This window comes from Stakelama saccharophila, assembly GCF_032229225.1.
In the GTDB taxonomy this organism is placed as follows: Bacteria; Pseudomonadota; Alphaproteobacteria; order Sphingomonadales; family Sphingomonadaceae; genus Sphingomonas; species Sphingomonas saccharophila.
In genome coordinates, this window is the sequence record NZ_CP135076.1 from 1,598,753 (window position 1) to 1,619,647 (window position 20,895).

13 protein-coding genes and 1 tRNA gene are annotated in these 20,895 nt (G+C 65.1%); 7 read left to right on the forward strand and 7 right to left on the reverse strand.

Annotated features, from left to right (window positions below; genetic code table 11):
* Positions 1 to 96: 96 nt before the first annotated feature.
* The 4 genes from RPR59_RS07555 (at position 97) to RPR59_RS07570 (ending at position 5,210) form a co-directional block, all read left to right on the forward strand.
* Positions 97 to 1,605 carry a YifB family Mg chelatase-like AAA ATPase gene (locus RPR59_RS07555; RefSeq protein WP_313912678.1) on the forward strand — a complete coding sequence of 503 codons (1,509 nt, stop codon included), beginning with the start codon at positions 97 to 99 and terminating at the stop codon, positions 1,603 to 1,605.
* Between the two features lie 311 nt (positions 1,606 to 1,916).
* Positions 1,917 to 2,001: transfer RNA gene (locus tag RPR59_RS07560), tRNA-Leu, on the forward strand.
* A 246-nt stretch (positions 2,002 to 2,247) separates the two neighbouring features.
* Positions 2,248 to 3,390, forward strand: a complete 1,143-nt coding sequence (locus RPR59_RS07565) for an aldose epimerase family protein (RefSeq protein WP_313912681.1) — start codon at positions 2,248 to 2,250, stop codon at positions 3,388 to 3,390.
* Complete coding sequence (locus RPR59_RS07570; protein WP_313912683.1) at positions 3,390 to 5,210, forward strand: IlvD/Edd family dehydratase; 1,821 nt, start codon at positions 3,390 to 3,392, stop codon at positions 5,208 to 5,210. Before RPR59_RS07565 ends, RPR59_RS07570 begins: the two co-directional genes overlap by 1 nt.
* Before the next feature lie 232 nt (positions 5,211 to 5,442).
* Here RPR59_RS07570 and RPR59_RS07575 read toward each other — a convergent pair whose 3' ends face one another.
* Genes RPR59_RS07575 through araD1 form a run of 4 tightly spaced genes read right to left on the reverse strand, consistent with a single transcriptional unit; the run spans position 5,443 to position 11,277 of the window.
* The gene (locus tag RPR59_RS07575; protein WP_313912685.1) at positions 5,443 to 7,776 is read right to left on the reverse strand and encodes a glycoside hydrolase family 127 protein; all 2,334 of its coding nucleotides are present in this window, start codon (positions 7,774 to 7,776) and stop codon (positions 5,443 to 5,445) included.
* Complete coding sequence (locus tag RPR59_RS07580) at positions 7,776 to 9,323, reverse strand: alpha-N-arabinofuranosidase (protein ID WP_313912687.1); 1,548 nt, start codon at positions 9,321 to 9,323, stop codon at positions 7,776 to 7,778. The genes RPR59_RS07575 and RPR59_RS07580 overlap by 1 nt, the downstream gene beginning before the upstream one ends.
* 32 nt (positions 9,324 to 9,355) lie before the next feature.
* Positions 9,356 to 10,294 carry a Gfo/Idh/MocA family protein gene (locus RPR59_RS07585; protein WP_313912689.1) on the reverse strand — a complete coding sequence of 313 codons (939 nt, stop codon included), beginning with the start codon at positions 10,292 to 10,294 and terminating at the stop codon, positions 9,356 to 9,358.
* Positions 10,291 to 11,277, reverse strand: a complete 987-nt coding sequence (gene araD1, locus RPR59_RS07590; protein WP_313912691.1) for an AraD1 family protein — start codon at positions 11,275 to 11,277, stop codon at positions 10,291 to 10,293. The genes RPR59_RS07585 and araD1 overlap by 4 nt, the downstream gene beginning before the upstream one ends.
* 301 nt (positions 11,278 to 11,578) lie before the next feature.
* On the opposite strand from araD1, the gene RPR59_RS07595 reads away from it, so the two are divergent.
* From RPR59_RS07595 to RPR59_RS07605, 3 genes are all read left to right on the forward strand, one after another.
* The gene (locus RPR59_RS07595) at positions 11,579 to 14,500 is read left to right on the forward strand and encodes a TonB-dependent receptor (RefSeq protein WP_313912694.1); all 2,922 of its coding nucleotides are present in this window, start codon (positions 11,579 to 11,581) and stop codon (positions 14,498 to 14,500) included.
* 86 nt (positions 14,501 to 14,586) lie between these two features.
* A complete protein-coding gene (locus RPR59_RS07600) occupies positions 14,587 to 15,624 on the forward strand; it encodes an arabinan endo-1,5-alpha-L-arabinosidase (protein WP_313912696.1) in 1,038 nt (345 codons plus the stop codon).
* Between the two features lie 28 nt (positions 15,625 to 15,652).
* Positions 15,653 to 16,975, forward strand: coding sequence for a sugar MFS transporter (locus RPR59_RS07605; RefSeq protein WP_313912699.1), 1,323 nt, complete (start codon positions 15,653 to 15,655; stop codon positions 16,973 to 16,975).
* Between the two features lie 235 nt (positions 16,976 to 17,210).
* On the opposite strand, the gene RPR59_RS07610 is transcribed toward RPR59_RS07605, so the two are convergent.
* Genes RPR59_RS07610 through RPR59_RS07620 form a run of 3 tightly spaced genes read right to left on the reverse strand, consistent with a single transcriptional unit; the run spans position 17,211 to position 20,873 of the window.
* Positions 17,211 to 17,972, reverse strand: a complete 762-nt coding sequence (locus RPR59_RS07610) for a FadR/GntR family transcriptional regulator (RefSeq protein WP_313912701.1) — start codon at positions 17,970 to 17,972, stop codon at positions 17,211 to 17,213.
* Positions 17,973 to 18,018: 46 nt separating this feature from the next.
* Positions 18,019 to 19,527 (reverse strand): arabinosylfuranosidase ArfA, encoded by a 1,509-nt coding sequence (gene arfA / locus RPR59_RS07615; RefSeq protein ID WP_313912703.1) that lies wholly within the window; start codon positions 19,525 to 19,527, stop codon positions 18,019 to 18,021.
* A gap of 17 nt (positions 19,528 to 19,544) precedes the next feature.
* On the reverse strand, positions 19,545 to 20,873 hold the full coding sequence (locus RPR59_RS07620) for an extracellular solute-binding protein (protein ID WP_313912705.1): 1,329 nt from the start codon (positions 20,871 to 20,873) through the stop codon (positions 19,545 to 19,547).
* Positions 20,874 to 20,895 lie beyond the last annotated feature (22 nt).

Below are 20,895 nucleotides of genomic sequence, written 5' to 3' on the forward strand. Positions count from 1 at the left end.
GCGCAACCGCGCTCGCGACGGAGCGAGCGTGGCGGACGGCCCATGGTGGCGCGTGCCGGCAAACGCGCTATGCAGGGCGCGAACAGGGGGGAATCGATGGTCGCGATCGTATCGACGGTAGCCTATCTGGGGCTGGAGGCGCGGGCGGTGGAGGTGCAGGTCCAGGTCGCACCGGGCGTGCCCGCCTTCGTGGTGGTGGGATTGCCGGACAAGGCGGTCGCCGAAAGCCGTGAGCGGGTGCGTGCCGCCATCGCCGCCATCGGCCTGTCGCTGCCGCCGAAGCGCATCACCGTGAACCTGTCGCCGGCCGACCTGCCCAAGGAGGGATCGCATTACGATCTGCCCATCGCGCTCGGCCTGCTGAGCGCGATGGGCGTGGTCGATGCCGAGACGCTGGCCGGCTATGTCGTGGTCGGCGAGCTGGGCCTGAACGGGCGCATCGCGCCGTCGCCCGGCGTGCTGCTTGCCGCGCTGCATGCCGGCGAGCGGGATCGGGGGCTGATCTGTCCGGTCGAGCAGGGGGCGGAGGCGGCCTGGGCCGGTTCGGTCGAGGTGCTGGCCGCGCCCGATCTCATCGCGCTCACCAATCATCTGAAGGGCGAGCAGTTGTTGCCGGCGCCGCCGGCGGGCGAGATGATCGCGGCGGAAACGGGGCCGGACCTGAAGAAGGTCAAGGGCCAGGAAATCGCGAAACGGGCGCTGGAGATCGCGGCGGCGGGCGGTCACAACCTGCTGATGGTCGGGCCGCCCGGTGCGGGCAAGTCGCTGCTGGCGTCCTGCCTGCCCGGCATCCTGCCCCCGCTCGATGCGGCCGAGGCGCTGGAAGTTTCGATGGTCGCGTCGGTGGCGGGAACCATGACGGACGGCAAGCTGACGCGCCGGCGGCCGTTTCGCGACCCGCATCACTCGGCATCCATGGCGGCGCTGACCGGTGGCGGGCTGAAGGTGAAGCCGGGCGAGGTGAGCATGGCGCATCTGGGCGTCCTGTTCCTGGACGAACTGCCGGAATTCCAGCGGGCCGTGCTCGATTCGCTGCGGCAGCCGCTGGAAACGGGAACGGTGAGCGTCGCCCGCGCCAATGCGCATGTCACCTTTCCCGCACGGGTCCAGCTCGTCGCGGCGATGAACCCGTGCCGCTGCGGGCATCTGGGCGATGCGGCGCTCGCCTGTTCGCGCGCGCCGAAATGCGCGGTCGATTATCAGGCCAAGGTTTCCGGCCCGCTGCTCGACCGGATCGACCTTCATGTCGAGGTCGATGCGGTGAGCGCGGCCGACCTGGTGCTGCCGCCGCCGGCCGAAGGTTCCGTTGAGGTGGCCGCGCGGGTCGCCGCCGCACGCCAGGCGCAGACGCAGCGATACGAAGCGGCGACAGCGCGGACCAATGCCGAAATCGACGGCGATCTGCTGGAAACCGCGGCGACGCCCGACGAACCGGGCCGGGCGTTGCTGGCGCAGGCGGCCGAGGCCACGCGGATGTCCGCGCGCGGCTATACGCGGGTGCTCCGGGTCGCACGCACGGTTGCGGATCTGGCAGGCGCCGACGAGGTCGCCCGCATCCATGTGGCCGAAGCGCTCAGCTATCGGCGGCAGGCCCCGCGAGCTTGAAGAAACGCAACGGTGGCGAGCTGCCGTTTATTTCCCCTCCCTTTCTAGAGACTTCTGCGAAACTCCCCGTCATCCCGGACTTGTTCCGGGGGCCACGGAGCCACGAACCCGTATGGTGCCGGTTTGCTGCGCCGTGGATGCCGGAACAAGTCCGGCATGACGAAAAGAGGCCTTCTTGCAAGGGAAGGGAGGACGGCCATCATTGGGTCGGGCTGGGCTATCGCCGGCGGGCACCGGAGTTGATCGCCGCCGGCGGCTCGGGAACGGACATCTTGCGATGGTGTCGCCGATCGTCTAGCGCACCGGCGAGTGCCCCTGTGGCGGAATTGGTAGACGCGCTCGACTCAAAATCGAGTGCCGCAAGGCGTGCTGGTTCGACTCCGGCCAGGGGCACCATTCCCGTCGAATACTATCCATCAGGTCGATATGCCGCCGGCATCGGCGCTGTGGCCCGGCGCGGCATGCGTTCGGCTTTACGCCGGCTACCCGAGCAATGGTGCCCGTGTTCCTGCGTTCGCAGGAGCACAAGAAGGGTGATCCGGCCCGACCGGAAAACGCACTTGATGGATATCTTCTCTTGTTACATCGGCAAAAGCTTGTCATTTGTCTGACTAAATCACGGTGACGCGAGAGGGTAGGCGCATGCGAGGAAGGAATATCGGGCCGGCGGTTCTGACGGCGGCGCTGGCAACGGTGGCGCAGCCGGCCGTCGCCGCGGACGCGGTTCGCGCGCCGTTCGGCAAGCTGGCGGATGGCACCGCGATCGAAAAGGTGACGCTGACGAACGACAACGGCATGTCGGTGACGACGATGGCACTGGGCGCGTCGGTGCAATCGCTGAGCGTGCCCGACCGCGACGGCAAGCGTGCGGACGTCGTTCTCGGCTATGACACGCCGGCGGAGTACCTCGCCGACCCGCAATATTTCGGGGCGACCGTCGGCCGCTTCGCCAACCGTATCGACAGGGGCCGCTTCCCCCTCGACGGCAAGCAGTATCAGCTCGAGATCAACGACGGACCCAACTCGCTGCACGGTGGCAAGCAGGGCTTCGACAAGCGCGTGTGGGAGGTCGCGTCGGTGGAGAGCGGACCGACCGCGAGCGTCACCTATCGCTATGTCAGTGCCGATGGCGAGGGCGGCTATCCCGGCACCGTCACGGCGACGGCGACCTATTCGCTGGGCAGGGACAATGCGCTTCACGTGACCTATCGCGCGACGACCGATGCACCGACGATCGTCAACATGAGCAACCACAGCTATTGGAACCTGGCCGGCGCGACGTCGGACACCGGATCGATGGACGATCTGCTGACGATTGATGCCTCGGCCTTCACGCCGGTGAGTGGGACGCTCATCCCGACCGGCGAGATTCGCCCCGTCGCGGGCACCCCGTTCGATTTCCGCAAGCCGACCCGCATCGGCGCGCGCGTGCGCGACGGATCGAGCGAACAGCTTCGCTATGGCCATGGCTATGACCACAATTTCGTGATCGACGGCGATGCGGGCACGATGCGACGCATGGCGCGGGTGGAGGATTCGGGCTCCGGCCGGGTGATGGAGGTCTGGTCGGCAGCGCCGGGCCTGCAATTCTATTCCGGCAACTTCCTGGACGGCACGACGCTGGGCAAGGGACAGCACATCTACCGCGAAGGCGATGCACTGGTGTTCGAGCCGCAGCTTTTCCCCGACGCGCCGAACCATCCCGATTTTCCCAGCGCCCGGCTCGACCCTGGCGAAACCTATACCAACAGCATGATCTTCAAATTCTCGGTGGCGGACGATTGATGACCGATGACAGTGTGAATACCGACGATATCAGAAACGGGCGGACCCTGCGTTCGCGCGCCTGGTTCGACGATCCGAGCAATGCGGACATGACCGCGCTCTATCTGGAGCGCTACATGAATTTCGGCATCAGTCTGGAAGAGCTGCAATCGGGCAAGCCGATCATCGGCATCGCACAATCGGGCAGCGACCTCAGCCCGTGCAATCGGCATCACCTGGTGCTGGCCGAGCGGGTGCGCGAAGGTATCCGCGAGGCCGGCGGCATCGCCATCGAATTTCCCGTCCACCCCATCCAGGAGACGGGCAAGCGCCCGACCGCGGGGCTCGACCGGAACCTGTCCTATCTCGGGCTGGTCGAGATCCTGTTCGGCTATCCGCTCGACGGGGTGGTGCTGACGATCGGTTGCGACAAGACCACGCCGGCCGCGCTGATGGCCGCGGCCACGGTGAACATGCCGGCGATCGCGTTGTCGGTGGGGCCGATGCTCAATGGTTGGCACAAGGGCGAACGGACCGGATCGGGCACGATCGTGTGGAAGGCGCGCGAACTGCTCGCCGCCGGTGAGATCGATTATCAGGGCTTCATCAAGCTGGTCGCCTCGTCCGCGCCGTCGACGGGCTATTGCAACACGATGGGTACGGCGACGACGATGAATTCCCTGACGGAAGCGCTGGGCATGTCGCTGCCCGGATCGGCCGCGATCCCCGCGCCCTATCGCGACCGGCAGGAGGCCGCGTACCGGACCGGCAGGCAGATCGTCGAGATGGTCCATGCCGACCGCAAGCCCTCCGACATCATGACGCGCGAGGCCTTCGTGAACGCCATCCGCGTCAATTCGGCGATCGGCGGCTCGACCAACGCGCCGATCCACATCAATGCGATTGCCCGGCACATGGGCGTCGAGCTGAAGATCGAGGATTGGGAGAGCGAGGGCCGCAAGGTGCCGCTGCTCGTCAACCTGCAGCCGGCCGGCGAATATCTGGGCGAGGATTATTACCGCGCCGGCGGCGTACCGGCGGTGATCGCGCAGTTGATGGGCCAAGGGCTGATTCACGAGAATGCGTTGACCGTCAACGGCAGGTCGATCGGCGACAATTGCCGCGACGCGACAATCGAGGACGAGCGCGTCATCCACCCGTTCGACGATGCCCTGCGGCCCGATGCGGGCTTTTCGGTGCTGCACGGCAATTTGTTCGACAGCGCGATCATGAAACTGTCGGTGATCTCCGACGAGTTTCGCGAGCGTTTCCTGTCCGATCCCGACGACCCCTGGGCGTTCGAGGGACGCGTCGTCGTTTTCGACGGGCCGGAGGATTATCATGCGCGGATCGACGATCCTGCTCTCGACGTCGACGAACGGACGCTATTGATCATGCGCGGTGCCGGGCCCGTCGGCTATCCCGGTGCGGCCGAGGTGGTGAACATGCGACCGCCGGCCAAGCTCCTGAAAATGGGCATTCATGCGCTGCCCTGCATGGGCGACGGGCGGCAGTCGGGCACGAGCGGCAGTCCGTCGATCCTCAACGCCTCACCGGAAGCGGCGGCGGGCGGGGGGCTGGCGTTGCTGCGCACCGGCGACCGCATTCGTATCGACCTGAACAAGGGCGAGGCGAACATGCTGGTGTCGGACGAGGAACTCGACCGCCGTCGCAAGGAACTGGAGGCGGCGGGCGGCTTCGCCTATCCGGGCAGCCAGACGCCGTGGCAGGAAATGCAGCGCGGCGTCACCGGGCAGATGGGCACCGGCGCGGTGCTTGAACCCGCCGTGAAATATCAGCGTATCGTCCAGAAGTACGGTGTGCCGCGGCATAATCATTAGGCGGCCGGCGCGACGAGCCTTCCTTTCAGGATGCCTCTGCGAAACCCATTCTCGTCACCTCGGCGAAGGCCGGGGTCCACGAGCCGCTCAGCCTAAGCATTTGATATTGCGGCCAAGTGGATGCTGAATCAAGTTCAGCATGACGAAAGAGATTTCCATTTCGCGCCTTTCGCAGAGGCATCCTTTCAGGGCCTTCCCGTGCTCCTGCCTGCGCAGGAGCACTGCTGGCCCCTCAGGCGCCCGCCGCCGCTTCGAGCATCCGGACCTCGTAGATGCGCGCGTCGGTGCCGCGAGTCTCGAAGCGGACGCGGACGTTGTGCTTGCCGCGGGTGAGGGCCTCAGGGATCGGATAGTCCTGCGCCACCCATTCCTTCACCGGCGGGACCGAACGGTGCTCCTCGGCGAGTAAATGGCCATCGATTTCGATGGCGAAATCCTTATCGACCTCTTCGCCCCAATAGAGTGCGCGCAGCACCATCGGTCCGGGGCGGACGGCGAGGGTGAATTCGATGTAATTGCCCGTGCCCCAGGGAAGCAGGCGCCCGCTCTTGCCCGCCCAGCTTTGCAGGTCGGCATGGTTGAAGGCGATGTCGTGGTCGCGCTCGGGCTGCTGCTCGCCGATATCGATTCCATCGACGGTGCGCTTCTTCAGCGCTTGCCTGGCCCGCTGATCGGCGATGAAGGCGGCTTCCTCCGCATTCCAGCGCTCCCTTGTGAAGGTCGGGAAATAGACGGCGGTACGGCGGTCATACTGGTTGAAGAAGGGAAGGAGCGTGACCGCTTCGGGCTTTGTCCCCGTGAGACGGAAGCGGTGCGCCGCGGCGTCGATCGGCGTAGCGGCCTGTTCCGGCGTCGCGGCGACCAGCGCCGGCGGCAGGCCGTCCCAATCCTCGGATGCCGGGCCGAGATCGGCGCCGAGCACGATAGGGCCGTGCGTGTAGGCGACGATGCCCGGATCGTCGGGCGTGGGCTCGACCGTGAGCGCCATCGGCACCGTCAGCTCGATCCGGTCGCCCGCGCGCCATTCGCGGCGCAGGACGGCATAGCCGTTGCGACGCTCCAACCGCGCGGGCGCGCCGTTGACGGCGACGCTCGGCGCCTTGCTCCAGCCGGGGAGGCGCAGCGCGATGGCGTGCTTCATCGGCGCATTGATCGTCAGGGTGATCGTATCGCTGAAGGGATAGTCGGTCGACAGGTCGAGCCTGCCGCCCTCCCAGTCGAGCGTCGAGGGGATGAACAGATTGACGTAGAGCGTGTCGGCGTCGTGCCAGTAGATGGAATCGCCGTGCTTGGCATGGCTTTCCATCCCCGACCCGACGCAGCACCAGAAGCTGTCATGGGGCGTCGACCAGGTCCGCTTCGCGCCGGCCGACAGCGGCATGAAATAGGCGAACATGCCCGTCTCGGGATTCTGGCTGGCGAGCACATGGTTGAGGTGAACCCGCTCGTAGAAGTCGAACAGTGCGGCGTCGGGCGCCCAGCCATATTGGTGGCGCGTCAGTTTGAGCATGTTGTAGCTGTTGCAATGCTCGCAGGTGCGTTCGGTAATTGCATCGCTGAGCTGGTCGGGCGGGCCGAAATGCTCTGCCTGCGAATTGCCGCCGATCACATAGCTGTGATGGTTCGCGACGGTGTTGCGGAAGAAGCGGGCGGCGATGCGGTCGCGCGGCTCGCCGTTCAGCTCGTAGATGCGTGCCAGCCCGATCAGCTTGGGGATCTGTGTATTCGCGTGAAGCCCGGCAAGCCTGTCCTTCTCTGCGGTCAGCGGGTCGAGCACGCGGCGGTCGTAGATTTTCTCCGCCACGCGCAGCCAGCGCGGATCGCCGGTAATCGCGTGGGTGTTGGCGTAGCTTTCGTTCAACCCGCCATATTCGGCCTTGAGCAGCGTCTGCATCTGCGCGTCGCTCAAGCCTTCCAAGATCGTGGCGAGATAGCCCGCCATGCCGAGCATGACCGGCAGGGCGCGTTCGACCTTGCCGGTCCGGTAGGCGTCGATCAGCCCGGCATGAACCTTGTGCCAGGTATAGAGCGGCACCCAGCCGCCATTGACGTCGAACCCGCCGCTTTCGATTGTACCGCGGCGGATTTCCTCGAAGACGATCTTGCCGTCGACTTCCTTGCCGTCCCGCTCGACCGTGGTGCCGCCGATATAGCCGTCGCCATGCGCAGCCTGGCAGGCGGCGAGTTCATCGACGATGTAATGGATATGGTCGCGCACGGCGGGGTCGCCGGTCTGGGCGTGCATCAGCGAGCAGGCGGAGAGATAGTGGCCGAGCGTGTGCCCGGCGATGCCGCGCGCCTCCCAGCCGCCATAGACGGGCGCCTTGGGTTGAAGCCCGGCGCTCGCGCGGAAATTGTGCAGGAGACGGTCGGCGTCGAGCGACAGGAGATATTCGCGGTTACGCGCGACCGCGTTCAGAAACGGCCCGGGTTTGAGCCGGACGCTTTCCAGCGGCACCGGCTGCACGCGGATGCGCGGACCCGCTGCCGGTGCAGAGCGCGCCGCGACCGGCCCGGCGAGCGCAACTATGCTCACCGAAGCCAGGAATGCGCGGCGCGTCCACATCAGCGTTGCTCGACGGCGACCACCGCGACCGACTTGGCCGGCAGGTCGAAGGCGAGCTTGCCGCCGTCCGAGGTGCCTTCATATGCCACCGGGTGAATGGTGTTCGGCGCCTCGAACGTGTTGTGCGTGTCCATCTTCGGCCCTGTCAGAATGCGTCCTCTGGCCGTTCCCGTCATGCCGGTGACGATATGCGCCGGTTCGTCCGGGTTCAGGTTGACGAGCGCCAGATAGAGCGTGCCGTCCCCGGCCTTCGCCGCCGAGGCATCGACCATCGGCAGGTCGATATCGCCATGCTTGTAGCGCGGCGTGTCGATGTCGACGGGATAGGGAGTCGCGCCCTGGAAGACCTTGTACATGTCGAACACATGATAGGTGGGCGTCAGCACCATCTGGTCGCCCTTCGTCAGGATCATCGCCTGAAGCACGTTCACCATCTGCGCGATTGCGGCGAGCTTTACCCGGTCGGAATGGCGGTGAAAGATGTTGAGCGTCAGCGCCGCGACCTCGGCGTCGCGCAAGCTGTTCTGCTGATAAAGGAAGCCCGGATGCGACCCTGGTTCCTGGTCGTACCAGGTGCCCCATTCGTCGACATAGAGGCCGACCCGCTTTTCGGGATCGTACTTGTCCATGATCGCCGAATGCTTCGTGATCAGTTCGTCCATGTGCCGCGCGTTCTTCAGCGTGGAGGCCCACGCATCCTCGGTGAAGCCGGTCGCCGCGCCCTTGTTCTCCCAGCTTCCCGGGAAGGTATAGTAATGCAGGCTGAGCGCATCCATCATGCGCCCGGCCGTCTTCATCATCGCCTCGGTCCAGTGATAGTCGTCGACATTGGCGCCCGACGCGACCTTGGTGATCGGCGGGCTGTCGCCGGCCTTCCAGACGAAGGTGGCGTAGCGGCGGTGCATCTCCGCGGCGAATTCGGCGGTCATGTTGCCGCCGCAGCCCCAAGTTTCATTGCCGACGCCGAAATATTTCAGGTTCGTCCACGGTTTGTCGCGACCGTTTTCGCGCCGCATGTCCGCCAGCGTGGAATCGCCGGCGAAGGTCATATATTCGATCCACTGCTGCATGTCGTGCGGGGTCATCGACCCCATGTTGCCGGCGACATAGGCATCGGCACCGACCAACTCGGTATAGTTCATGAACTCGTTGGTGCCGAAGCTGTTGTCATAGGTGACGCCGCCCCAGGTGACGTTGACGCGGACCGGCCGCTTATCCCGCGGGCCGATGCCGTCGCGCCAGTCATACTGGTCGGCGAAGCAGCCGCCCGGCCAGCGGATCACCGGCGGGTTCAGCTTTCTGATCGCCTGCATCACGTCGTTGCGATAGCCGTCGGTATTGGGAATCTTCGAATCCGGCCCAACCCAGACGCCGCCATAGATGCCCCGGCCGAGATCCTCGGCGAACTGGCCCTGGACGGCGGGGTCGATGGTCGCCCCCGGACGGGCGGTGTCGATCGAGACCGATGCGCGTTCCTGCGCATAAAGCGGCGCGGTCAGCGCCAGCACCCCTGCCAGCGACATGCCGGCATGTTTCAGCAATTTCATTGTTCTTCCTCTCCCCTTTTCCCGCCGCCGCTTTAGCGGTCGGGCTGTTCGTCGAAAGCGTGGATGGTGGTGCGCTCGCCCATGAAGAAGGCGTCGGCGACATGGTGGAAGGGCGCCAGATCGACGTCGCACTGCCGCGCATCGACCAGTTCGGCGAACCGGCGGTAAAGCCTGGCATATTCGGTCTCGTCGCCGACATCGACGGGCTGGCCATCGATCGCCAGTTGCGAGGCGCCCTTGGACAGGTTGAGCGTGCCGTTATCGGTTTCGACGTCGATGTCCCAGGTCTGCGGCCCGCGCTGGTCGAAATCGAATTCGACGCGCACCGGCGCATCGCCATGCGAATAATCGAGATCGGCAGCGATCGGCGCCGCCTTGTTTTCGGGAAAGCGGAGCTTCGCCTGTTCCAGCACCAGCGGCATCGGCAGGATCGCCGTCAGCACCGACAGCGCATTGATGCCGGGATCGAAGACGCCGATGCCGGGTTCCCAGATCCATTCCTGGCCCGGGTGCCAGACGCGCACATCCTCTTTCCAGTTGCACGCGACGCGCCGGATTTCGCACCCCTTCAGCCAGTCGCGCGCCGGCGCCACGCCCGCCGCCTCGCGCGAATGCCAGGTGGCGTAGAGGATGCGGTCGGCGGCGCGCGCCATCGCGGCGAAACCGTCGGCTTCACTGACGGTGGCGGCCGGCGGCTTCTCGATCATCAGATCGAGACCGTGGCGGAAACCGTCCGCCATCAGCGCGGTACGCCCGCGCGGCGGCGTGCAGATGGAAAGCGCCTGGACGTCCGGCACCGCCTGCATCATGGCGTCGACCGTGGCGAAACCGGGAACCCCTTCGGGCGGGGCATGGCCGGTGACGGCGGCGACGAGTTCGAACCGGTCGCTGACGGCGATGCTGGGGATATGCTGGTCGCGGGCGATCTTGCCGATGCCGGCCAGGGCGATGCGGATGGGTTTGCTGCTCATAGGGGACGCACCTCTACCGTTTCCGGCGCCATGGGACACAGCCGATTGCGCAGCGGAATGGTAAAGGGCGGGGCCGAAATCTCGAAAATGTCGCCGGGGGCGGTTTCCACGCCGTCGGCAAAGGACAGGGTGGCGGTGCCGAAGAAGTGGATGTGGATATCGCCGGGCCGGCGGAACAGGCCGTATTTGAAATGGTGGCGTTCGAGGTTGGCGATGCTGTGCGACATGTTCGCTTCACCGGACAGAAACGGCTTTTCCCACAGCGTCTCGCCATCGCGCAAAATGCTGCTGGTGCCCCGAATGTCGCTCGGCAGATCGCCCACGAGCAGTTCCGCGCCGAGCGCAGCGTGGCGCAATTTCGAATGTGCCAGCCATAGATAATTGCCCTTTTCCGTCACGTGGTCGGAAAATTCGTTGGCGAGCGTGAAGCCCAGGCGCCGCGGCGTGCCGGCGCCGTCGATGATATAGATGCCGGCGATTTCCGGCTCTTCGCTGCCGTCGAGCGCGAATGCGGGCGAGGGGAGATCCTCGGACGGGCCGACGATGCAGGAACCATCGCCCTTGTAGAACCATTCGGGCTGGACGCCGTCTTCACCGGCGCGCGGCTTTCCCCCCTCCATGCCCATCAGGAACATGCGCATGGAATCGGTAAGGTCTCCGCTGGCGGCCGCCCGGTGCATCTGGTCGCGGCCTTCGGCCGAGCCGAGATGGGTGAGGCCGGTGCCGGTGACGTGGCAATGCGCCGGGTCGGGGTGCGCGATCGGCGAGAGAAGCCGGCTCTCGCGCTGCAAGGCGTCCACATCCAGCCGTGCGCCGCGCGCCTCCCCGACCAGGTCCGACAGGGCGACGTTGCCGGAGATCGCCGCGTTGGCGAGGTCGTAGATGCTCGACCAGCGTTCCAGCGCGCAAAAGTCGTCGCCATCGGATGCGGCAACCCGCCGCTCGCCGTCCTCGGCGCGATACTGGACCAGCCGCAATGTCAAAGTTCTCTCCATAGCCGATGAGGCGCCACCGCGGGATCGCGCAGCGCAATTTTAACTCAGACATATCGGCAAGGCCGGAGGGAATCAACAAGCTTGGCGCGCGCTATAAAGGGGTGCCGCTGGGAATAAAAATTCACGGAATTTCGGGATTAGCGCGTGTACGGCGGGATATTGTCCGAGAATATCGCACTTTCCGGTTGCGCTGGCGGCAGAGCGGCACTAGAAGTTTTGTCTGAGTATTGCCGCGATAAAGATCGGCCTCCGAGCCGGCGAAAAATGGCGGTGCAGGAGGGGAGAAATGATGGCGATCAAGCTGTGCGCGCTCGGATCCGCGTCGGTGCTGGCGATGACTATGGTCGCGGCGCCGGTTCACGCTCAGGCTGTCGAGGCCGGGCAACAAACCAACCCGCAGCCAATACCCGAGTCGATGCCGGCCGACCGGCAGGACGATCAGGAAAGCGAGACATCGGTTCCCAACGAGATCGTCGTGACCGGCGTGCGTGCTTCGCTGGTCAGGGCGCTGGAGGTGAAGCGGCAGGCGACGCAGGTAGTAGAGTCCGTGGTGGCCGAAGACATCGGCAAGCTGCCTGACAACAACGTGGTCGAGGCGCTGCAACGGATAACCGGCATCCAGGTGACGGACCGGGCGAGCGACGAGGCCAACACGATCACCATTCGCGGCCTGCCGGACATCACCACCACGCTCAACGGTCGCATGGTGTTCACCGCATCGGGCCGGCAACTGGCGCTGGCAGACGTGCCCGCCACGCTGGTGGGCAGGATCGACGTCTATAAGACGCGCGGGGCCGATCAATTGCCCACCGGCCTTGCCGGGCAGATCGACATCCGCACGCGGCGGCCGTTCGATTTCGACGGGTTCGCGCTGTCCGGCTATGCCCGCGGCATCTATAGCGAGCAGGCGGACGAGGTGAATCCGCATCTCAGCGCGCTGGTCAGCGATCGCTGGGAAACGGGGATCGGCGACATCGGCGTGCTGGTGAATGCGAGCTATGCCCGCACGCGCTATCGCGACCAGGTGCTTACGGCAGGCGCGCTCGTGCCGTTCGCGTCGGCGACCAATCCGCCGCCGGGAAGCGGGGCCGCCAATAGCTGCGATCCTTCGAACCCGAATGGCTGGATTCCGCTGGAGCGCATCCAACCCACCGATTGCCGCGCCCCCGGCCAGCAGATCTGGGTTCCGGGGCTGCAGACCGGGCTTCCCTATGCCGAAGGGTCGACCTTCACCATCAACGGCGAGGAGGTGCCCTACCTCCTGTCGCGTGACGCGGTGTTCCAGTCGGACCTGCACGGTGAACGGGAACGGCCCGCGGTCAACGCCATGGTGCAGTGGGCGCCCGACGAAGCCTCCACCTATAGCTTCGAGTTCTTCTGGAACGGATTCCGCAGCACGACCTTCAACAGCCTGCTGTTCAACTTCGTCGATTATGCCGGCGGCGTGCAGGACGATCCTGCGGGATCGATCACGACCTATGACGGCACCAATATCGTTCATTCACGCCATGTGAATTTTCCGTACAACTTCACGAGCGGCGACCTGACCAAGTCCTCGACCGACAGCTATGTCTATGCCCTGAACGGCGATTGGGACCTGGGGCAGCTTCACCTGACGGCGGACGCTTCGTACCAGACGAGCACGTTCGAATCGCGGTTCATCGCGCTCCGCACCAACCGCGTGCCGGCGTCGATCGACGTCAACTTCAATGCCGGCGGCGGGCTGCCGTCCTTCCATTACGGCGATGACAGCCTGGCGACCGATCCGTCGCAGTGGCAACTCGGGGAGTTCTACGACAACGCCAATCGCAACAAGGGTGATGCGATCACCTTTACCGCCGATGGCGATTATGAATTTTCCGAGGGCATCTTCAAGAAGTTGAGTTTCGGCCTGCGCTATGATGATCGCGGGGCGTCGGAGGCGCAGCGGACGCAGGATGCGCCGGTGCTGAACCAGCCGTTCGATCAGCTCGATTCCGGCTTCTTCTACACCAACAGCGGCTATTATGACGGTCGGGCCGACGTGCCGACGAGCTGGGTGGTGCCCAATGGATATTATCTGCTCGATCATGCCGACGAGATCCGGCAGCTCTATCAGAACAGCGTCGATCCCGGCATCCAGACCAGCGACCAGCTCGCGCTGCGGCGCACCTTCAACGTCGACGAGATCACCATGGCGGCCTATGTGCAGGGAGATTTCGAGACCCGCATCTTCGATCGGCCCCTGCGCCTGCAGGTGGGCGCGCGCTATGTCGACGTGGATACCGATCTGACCTTCACCGACCTGCTGACGGGCACGACCACACGCGATTCCAAGGCGGCGGCGAGCATGCTGCCCAGCGTCACCGTGATGTACGACATCACCGACGACCTGCGGATGCGGTTCAACTTCGGCAAGACGCTGCGCCGGCCGAACTTCGTCGACCTGAACCCGAACTATACGCTGACGGGGGACCTTACCAATGTCGGCTATGGCAGCGGCACGGGCGGCAATCCGGACCTGAACCCGACCAAGGCGACCAATTACGACCTGTCGCTCGAATGGTATTTCGAAAACGACAGCGCCCTTTACGGCACGCTGTTCCGCCGCGAGGTCGACGGGCTGGTCGTGCCGCTGCGGCAGTTCGTCACCATTCCGGGAAGCGATCTGAACACCGACAATTTCATCATCACGCGGCCGGCCAATGCCTCTGACGGCGTGCTGAAGGGGGCCGAACTGGGCTTCGTCTATTTCCCCGATTTCCTGCCGGGAATCCTGGACGGCCTGGGCGCGCAGGGCAGTCTGACGCTGCTGGATTCGAAACAGAACATCCCGATCACCGACAATGAAGGCAATGTCGTGGACGAACGGGAGACAGGGTTCTTCGGCGTGTCGGACACCTCCTACAACATCACCGGCATCTATGAACACGGCCCCGTCGGCGTCCGGCTGTCCTATGTCTGGCGCAAGAACTTCCTCGCCAATAACGAGGCGTCGCTCTTCGCCAATCCGATCGGCGTGTGGCGGCGGCCGGAAAGCAGCCTGGACTTCCAGTTCAACTACGACATCACCGACCGGCTGGCGCTGTCGTTCGACGCGACCAACCTGACCAACGAACTGAGCCAGGCCTATTACCGGTTCGGCGACGCGGGCGGGCCGGACATGTTCAATCTGGGCAATACCATCATCGACCGGACCTTCGCGCTCGGTGTCCGGTATTCGCTGGACTAGGCGTGGGCACCGCATGCCGCTCTTTCGTCCGTGGCCATGATGTTTGGAGGTGGCGAGCGGCGGCCGGTCCGCTGATCGCCGCCGCCATGCTGCTGAGCGGGTGCGGCGGTAACAATGGCGGCATAGGCGGGGTCGTCTCGCCGTCGCCCGCTCCTTCGCCCACACCCCCGCCGATCGCGACGCCTGCGCCTGCGCCGGAGGCGTTGACGCTTTCCGGCGATACGGCGCCGGTTCACGATCCCTCGATCCTCGCCGGCGATGGCGGATATTATCTGTTCACCACCGGCAATCGGGACGATCCCGAGGGGTTGCTGGCGGTGCGGACCTCACCCGATCTGCGGCACTGGACCTATCGCGGTGCCGTGTTCGAGGCCATTCCGGCCTGGGCGCACGCCGCGGTGCCGGGAACCCATGGCATCTGGGCGCCCGACATTTCCCGGCGGAACGGCGAATACCGTCTTTATTATTCGGTTTCGACGTTCGGCAAGAACCGCTCGGCAATCGGGCTCGCGACCCGATCGACACTGACGCCGTCGGACGCGGCGGAGGGGTGGCGCGACCGCGGCGAGGTGATCGCGTCGCACGAAGGCGACGACTTCAACGCCATCGATCCGAATGTGTTCGAGGATGCAAACGATCGCCAGTGGCTGGTCTTCGGCAGCTTCTGGTCGGGGATCAAGATGGTTCGGCTCGATCCGGCCACAGGCAAGCGCCTGGCGGCGGAACCCGTGCGCTCGCTCGCCCGGCGACCGCAGGCCGGTGCGATCGAGGCGCCTTATGTGATCCGCCACGGGGACCATTATTATCTGTTCGCCTCGTTCGATTATTGCTGTCGCGGCGCGGACAGCAGCTATTACACCGTCGTCGGGCGGTCCGCCGAGCCGACGGGGCCGTATGTCGACCGGGACGGAACCCCGATGCTGCAGGGCGGGGGAACGATCGTCCTCACATCTGGACAGGCTGAGGGCAGCCGCTATGTCGGGCGGGGTCACGTCGCCATAGTGCGGGGTGACGACGGCGATTATATTACTTATCACGCCTATGATACGCAGCGGAACGGCCTTCCCACGCTTCGCATTCGCCCGATCGAATGGACGACGGACGGGTGGCCGATTGCGCGATAGAAGAATAACGGGTCACCAGGAGTAGTCGATGGTAGCAGGCGTTTCCAGTTCTCCGTCCGGCGCGGCACGTCCGCGCAAGACCTATACCGCCGCGCTGGCGGTACTCGCCTCGCTGTTCTTCATGTGGGGCTTCATCACGGTCCTGAACGACATCCTGATTCCGCACCTGAAGATCGTCTTCGATCTGAACTATACGCAGGCATTGCTGGTGCAGTTCGTCTGGTTCATCGCCTATTTCGTGATGTCGATTCCGTCGGCGAAGCTGCTCGAACGCGCCGGGTACAAATGGTCGATCGTCATCGGCCTGGCGATCATGGCCGTGGGTGCGCTGGGGTTTCTTCCGGCGTCGCAATTCGTCTCCTACGCCTTTTTCCTGACGGCGTTGTTCGTTCTGGCATCGGGCATCACGCTGCTGCAGGTCGCGGCGAACCCTTACGTGTCCGTACTGGGGCCGCCGGAAACCTCTTCTTCGCGGCTGAACCTGGTGCAGGCGATGAATTCGGCGGGAACGTGGGTCGCGCCGATCTTCGGCAGCCTGCTCATCCTGGGGCGCAGCAGCTCCGGCTCGGTCGAGGGCGGCGACGCGGTCGCGACGAAGCTGACGGCGGCGCAGAAGCTCGCCGACGCGCAGTCGGTTCAGCTTCCCTATATCGGCATCGTCATCGTGCTGGTGCTGCTCGCGGTCGTGTTCGCGTTGATCAAGCTGCCCGACCTGGGCGGCGAGACGCGCCGCGTCGCACGCGAGGAGCGCCGGAAGCACAGCCTGTGGAAGCACCGCAACCTCGTCTTCGGCATTCCCGCGATCTTTATCTACCTGATCGCGGAAATCGGGGTCGGCAGCCTGCTGATCAGCTTCATCACCCGTCCCGATATCGGTGCGCTGACGCCGGAGGATGCCGGCTTCTATCTGACGCTGCTGTGGGGCGGGATGATGGTCGGCCGCTTCGCCGGCAGCTTCATGATGCGCTTCATCCGCGCCGAAATGATGCTTGCGGGCGCTGCGGTCGGGGCGTTCGCGCTGCTGATGATCGTGATCTTCGGCACGGGCCACCTGTCGATGTGGGCGCTGGTGCTCGTCGGGCTGTTCCACTCGATCATGTTTCCGACGATCTTCACCTTGGGCATTCGCGGCTTGGGACCGCTGACCGAGGAAGGCTCCGGATTGCTGATCATGGCGATCGCCGGCGGTGCGCTGGCTACCGGGCAGGGCTGGATCGCGGATCATTACGGGCTGCAATGGTCGTTCCTGCTGCCGGCGGTGTGCGAGCTGTACGTGCTGTTCTACGCATTGTGGGGCAGCCGGCCGACCGCGGCGCTGCCTGAAGAGACGCTCGCCGCCGAAGCGGAATGAGCTCACCGTTTGCGCCGGGTTTGCGGAAGCGCTGCTCTTTCCTTCGACCGTGAGGAGAAGAACGGCTCTTCGACAAGCTCAGGGCGGACGGAGGATTTGTGCAATTCGAGCGACAATTCCGAGAGCGGAAGATCGATTCGAGCGCCGCCTCCGTTTGTGCTGAGCTTGTCGAAGCACTGTTCTTCTTCGGCCTGTGCGAGAACCGTAGCCGCTCGTGCTCGCTGCGGTAACCGAATCAGGCCCGCGCTTTGGGGGCCAGCGAGCGTTCGGTGTCGAGGAAGGCGAGGTCGACTAGGTCCGACATGGCGCGGTGCGCCGCGCCGGCATTGCGGGCGGCGACCGCATCGAACACGCGGGCATGGTCGGGAACGGGATCGCGCCTGAGCGGCATGTTGCGCTGCTTGAAGATGGTGGTCCAGGCGACCGCCGCGCCGACGCCGCTGGTCAGGGTGACGAGGAACGGGTTGCCCGATGCACCGAGCAGGGCGGCATGAAAATCCTGGTCGGCGGTGCGACCTTCCTCCGACGCCAGTGTGTGCTTGCCCATCCGCTCCAGCGCGTCCCTCATCCGTTCCACATGCGCATCTGTGCGGCGCTGGGCGGCCAGCGCCGCCGCTTCGGGCTCGACGATCTTGCGCAGCTCGAACAGGCTGGCGAGCAGGTCGTCTTCGGGTTCGAACTCGAAAATCCAGGACAGCACGTCGGGATCGAGCAGGTGCCAGTTGGTCCGCTCGCTTACCCGGGTGCCCGTTTTGGGACGGGATTCGACCAACCCCTTGGCCGAGAGCATGCGCAACGCCTCGCGATAGGCGGTGCGCGAGACATTGAGCCGATCGCTCGCCTCCACCTCGCCATTCAGCGTTTCGCCCGGCCGGTATTTGCCGGTGACGATCATGATGCCGAGATCGCGCGCGATGGTGCCGTGGATGCGCAGCGCCTTGCCGCGCCCGGCCGGCACCGGCTCCGTGCTCCTCTTGCGTCTGTCCCTGGCCGTCATATCCTCCGTTGTATCGCGCGTGGTTGGTTTCACAACCGATACCGGTTCAGGCCGGCATCGTCACGAACATGTTCCAGGACAGCGGCTTGAGCGTCGCGGAGAGCGTACCGTTGGCGAGTTCGACTGCCGGGTGATCGGCGGGCGCCACCGTGTCGGGCGCGTCCTTCGAGTTGATCGCCTTCAGGTCGGCGTGGTGCAGTTGCTGTGCGGTTTCGATGCGGCGGTCGCCCATGCCGCGCAATTCGACGGTCAGATCCATCGCCGCGTCGGTGCTGCGGTTGAGCGCGAAGACGGTGACGCGGCCCGTGTCGGGGTCGTCGATCACCGAGCTGACGAGCAGCGGCGCCGCCTTCTGCTTGCCCGCGGCGAAGGTGTCGGTCGTGACTTTCGTGCGCAAGGCGTTGCCGCGGCCGTAGCGCGCGGCCTGGGCGAAGGGATGGAAGATCGTCTGTCGCCACGCCGGGCCGCCGGTCTCCGTCATGATCGGGCCGATGACGTTGACGAGTTGCGCCAGGCACGCGGCCTTCACCCGATCGGAATGGTTGATCATCGTGAGCAGCGCGCCGCCGATGACGAGCGCATCCTCGAAATTGTAGATCTCCTCGAGCAGATGCGGCGCCTGCGGCCAGCCGACCCCGCGCAGTTGTTCGCCCGAGCGTGCGCGATACCAGACATTCCATTCATCGAGCGACAACATGATGCGCTTGTCGGATCGGCGCTTGGCGGCCACCGCGTCGGCGATGCCCGCGACCTCGACGATGAAGCTTTCGAGATCGTCGATGACGGTGAGAAAGCGGTCGACCTCGTCCTCCTGATTTTCGAAATACTGGTGGAGCGAGATATAGTCGACATGCTCGAAACAATGGTCGAGCACGGTATATTCCCATGCGCCGAAGGTCGGCATGTCGCGGAAGGACGAGCCGCACACCGCGAGCTTCAGCCCGTCCTTGGTCCAGCGCATCATCTTTGCCGTTTCGGTGGCGATGCGGCCATATTCCTCGGCCGTCTTCGCGCAGGTCTGCCAGGGGCCGTCCATTTCGTTGCCGAGGCACCAGAAGGCGATGTCGTGCGGCTGTTCATAGCCGTGGCGCTTGCGCAGGTCGGAATAATGCGTGCCGCCGGGATGGCAGCAATATTCGAGGAAGTTCTGCGCCTCCGCCGGCCCGCGCGTGCCGAGATTGACGGCGAACATCGGCTCTACGTCCGCTTGCCGGCACCAGTCCATGAACTCGTTGGTGCCGAACTGGTTGGTTTCGGTCGAACCCCAGGCGAGATCGAGGCGGATGGGGCGCTCGTCCTTCGGCCCGACGCCGTCTTCCCAATCATAGCCCGAGACGAAATTGCCGCCGGGGTAGCGCACGATCGATACGCCGAGTTCGCGCGTGAGGTCGAGCACGTCGCGGCGGAAACCGTGTTCGTCCGCGCTCGGATGCCCCGGCTCGTAGATGCCGCCATAGACGCAGCGGCCGAGATGCTCGACGAAGCTGCCGTAGATGTGCCGGTTGACGGGGGCGATCACGAAGTCGCGGTCGGCGATGATGTGCGATTTGGCCATTGGGGTCCTCTTGAGCGTCAGATGTGCTGAAGAACGGCGTTCACGCGCCGCTCCATGTCGGTGAGCGCCTGGTCGACGGACTTGGCGCCGGTGATGGCTGCGCCGGCTTCCTGACCGACGATGGTCTCGATCGGGAATTGGCGGCGGATCTGCTTGGGCAGCGGCGTGGCCGTCTCGGTCAGCCGCGCAAGGTCTTCGCGGTGCGGCAGCGCCTGCCACGCATCGGCCTCGACCACCCGGGAAAAAGCGGGCAGGTGGCCGGTGCGCGACCAGTCGATGTCGTGAGCGGCGAAGAACTTCAGGAATTTGCGCGCGGCCTGTCGCTCGGCGGGCGTGCGGTCGGGATCGTGCGGCATCACCCAGTTGTGGCCGTCGGCGAAGGTTACGTCCTTGGCGAAGATGGCGGGGTAGGGGACGACCGCATAGCCGTTCGACAGCGGCCGATCGGGCTTGCGCGATGCGGTGTCGAAATCCTGCACCATCCAGGTGCCGACGAGGAACACACCGCCGGCGCCGTTCAGAAAGCCCGATACGGCCGAGGAATAGTCCATGTTCCGCGTCATCAGCCCGCGGCGGTAGAGCGTGCGGAACAGCTCGAGCGCGCGGCGGGCCTCGGGCGTCTGGAAATTGGCGTGGCGCGGGCCGGTGTAGACCCGGCCGCCCTGCTGCATCACCATGGTATAGAAGTTGCGGGTGAAGCTGGCATATTCGTTGGCGGTCGGGGCGACGAAATAGGGCTTGCCGGTGCGGCGCCCGAACTGCTCGGCCTGCGCCAGAAGCGCGTCCGGCGAATGGGGCAGGACGGGCCTGCCGTTTTCCACCAGCCCGGCCTTGCGGAACAGGTTCATGTTGATGTGCCACAGCGTCGCCCAGCTATCGAGCGGCATACCCCAGACCCTGCCGTTGATGGTCACGGCGCGGCGGGCCGCGGGGGTGAACTGGTCGGGCGTGATGCCGATCGCGGCAAGGTCCGGCCCCAGCGGATCGAGCAGGCCGCGCGCCTGATAATCGGCGATCACCGATCCGTGCATGGTGACGAGGTCGGGCGCGTCGTTGGCGGCAAGCTGTGCCGTCAACTGGTCGTAGCCGGGCCAGAAGACGACATTCTGCTTCACCTCGATATCGGGATTGGCCTTTTCGAAGGCGTTGATGATCGAGGTCATGATGCCGCATTCGCCCTCGGCCGAGGCGATATCGGTATTCGCGCCGTATTCGGCCTCGCACGACCCGAAGAAGCGCTGAATGACGAGCGTGGTCCGGCCCTCGTCCTTTGCGGAACCACATGCCGCGAGGGTGAGGGCCAGAACCAGCGCGAACCAGGTTCGGATGGGCGCGGTCGCCCTCATCCTTCCGCGCCTTCGGCGCTCC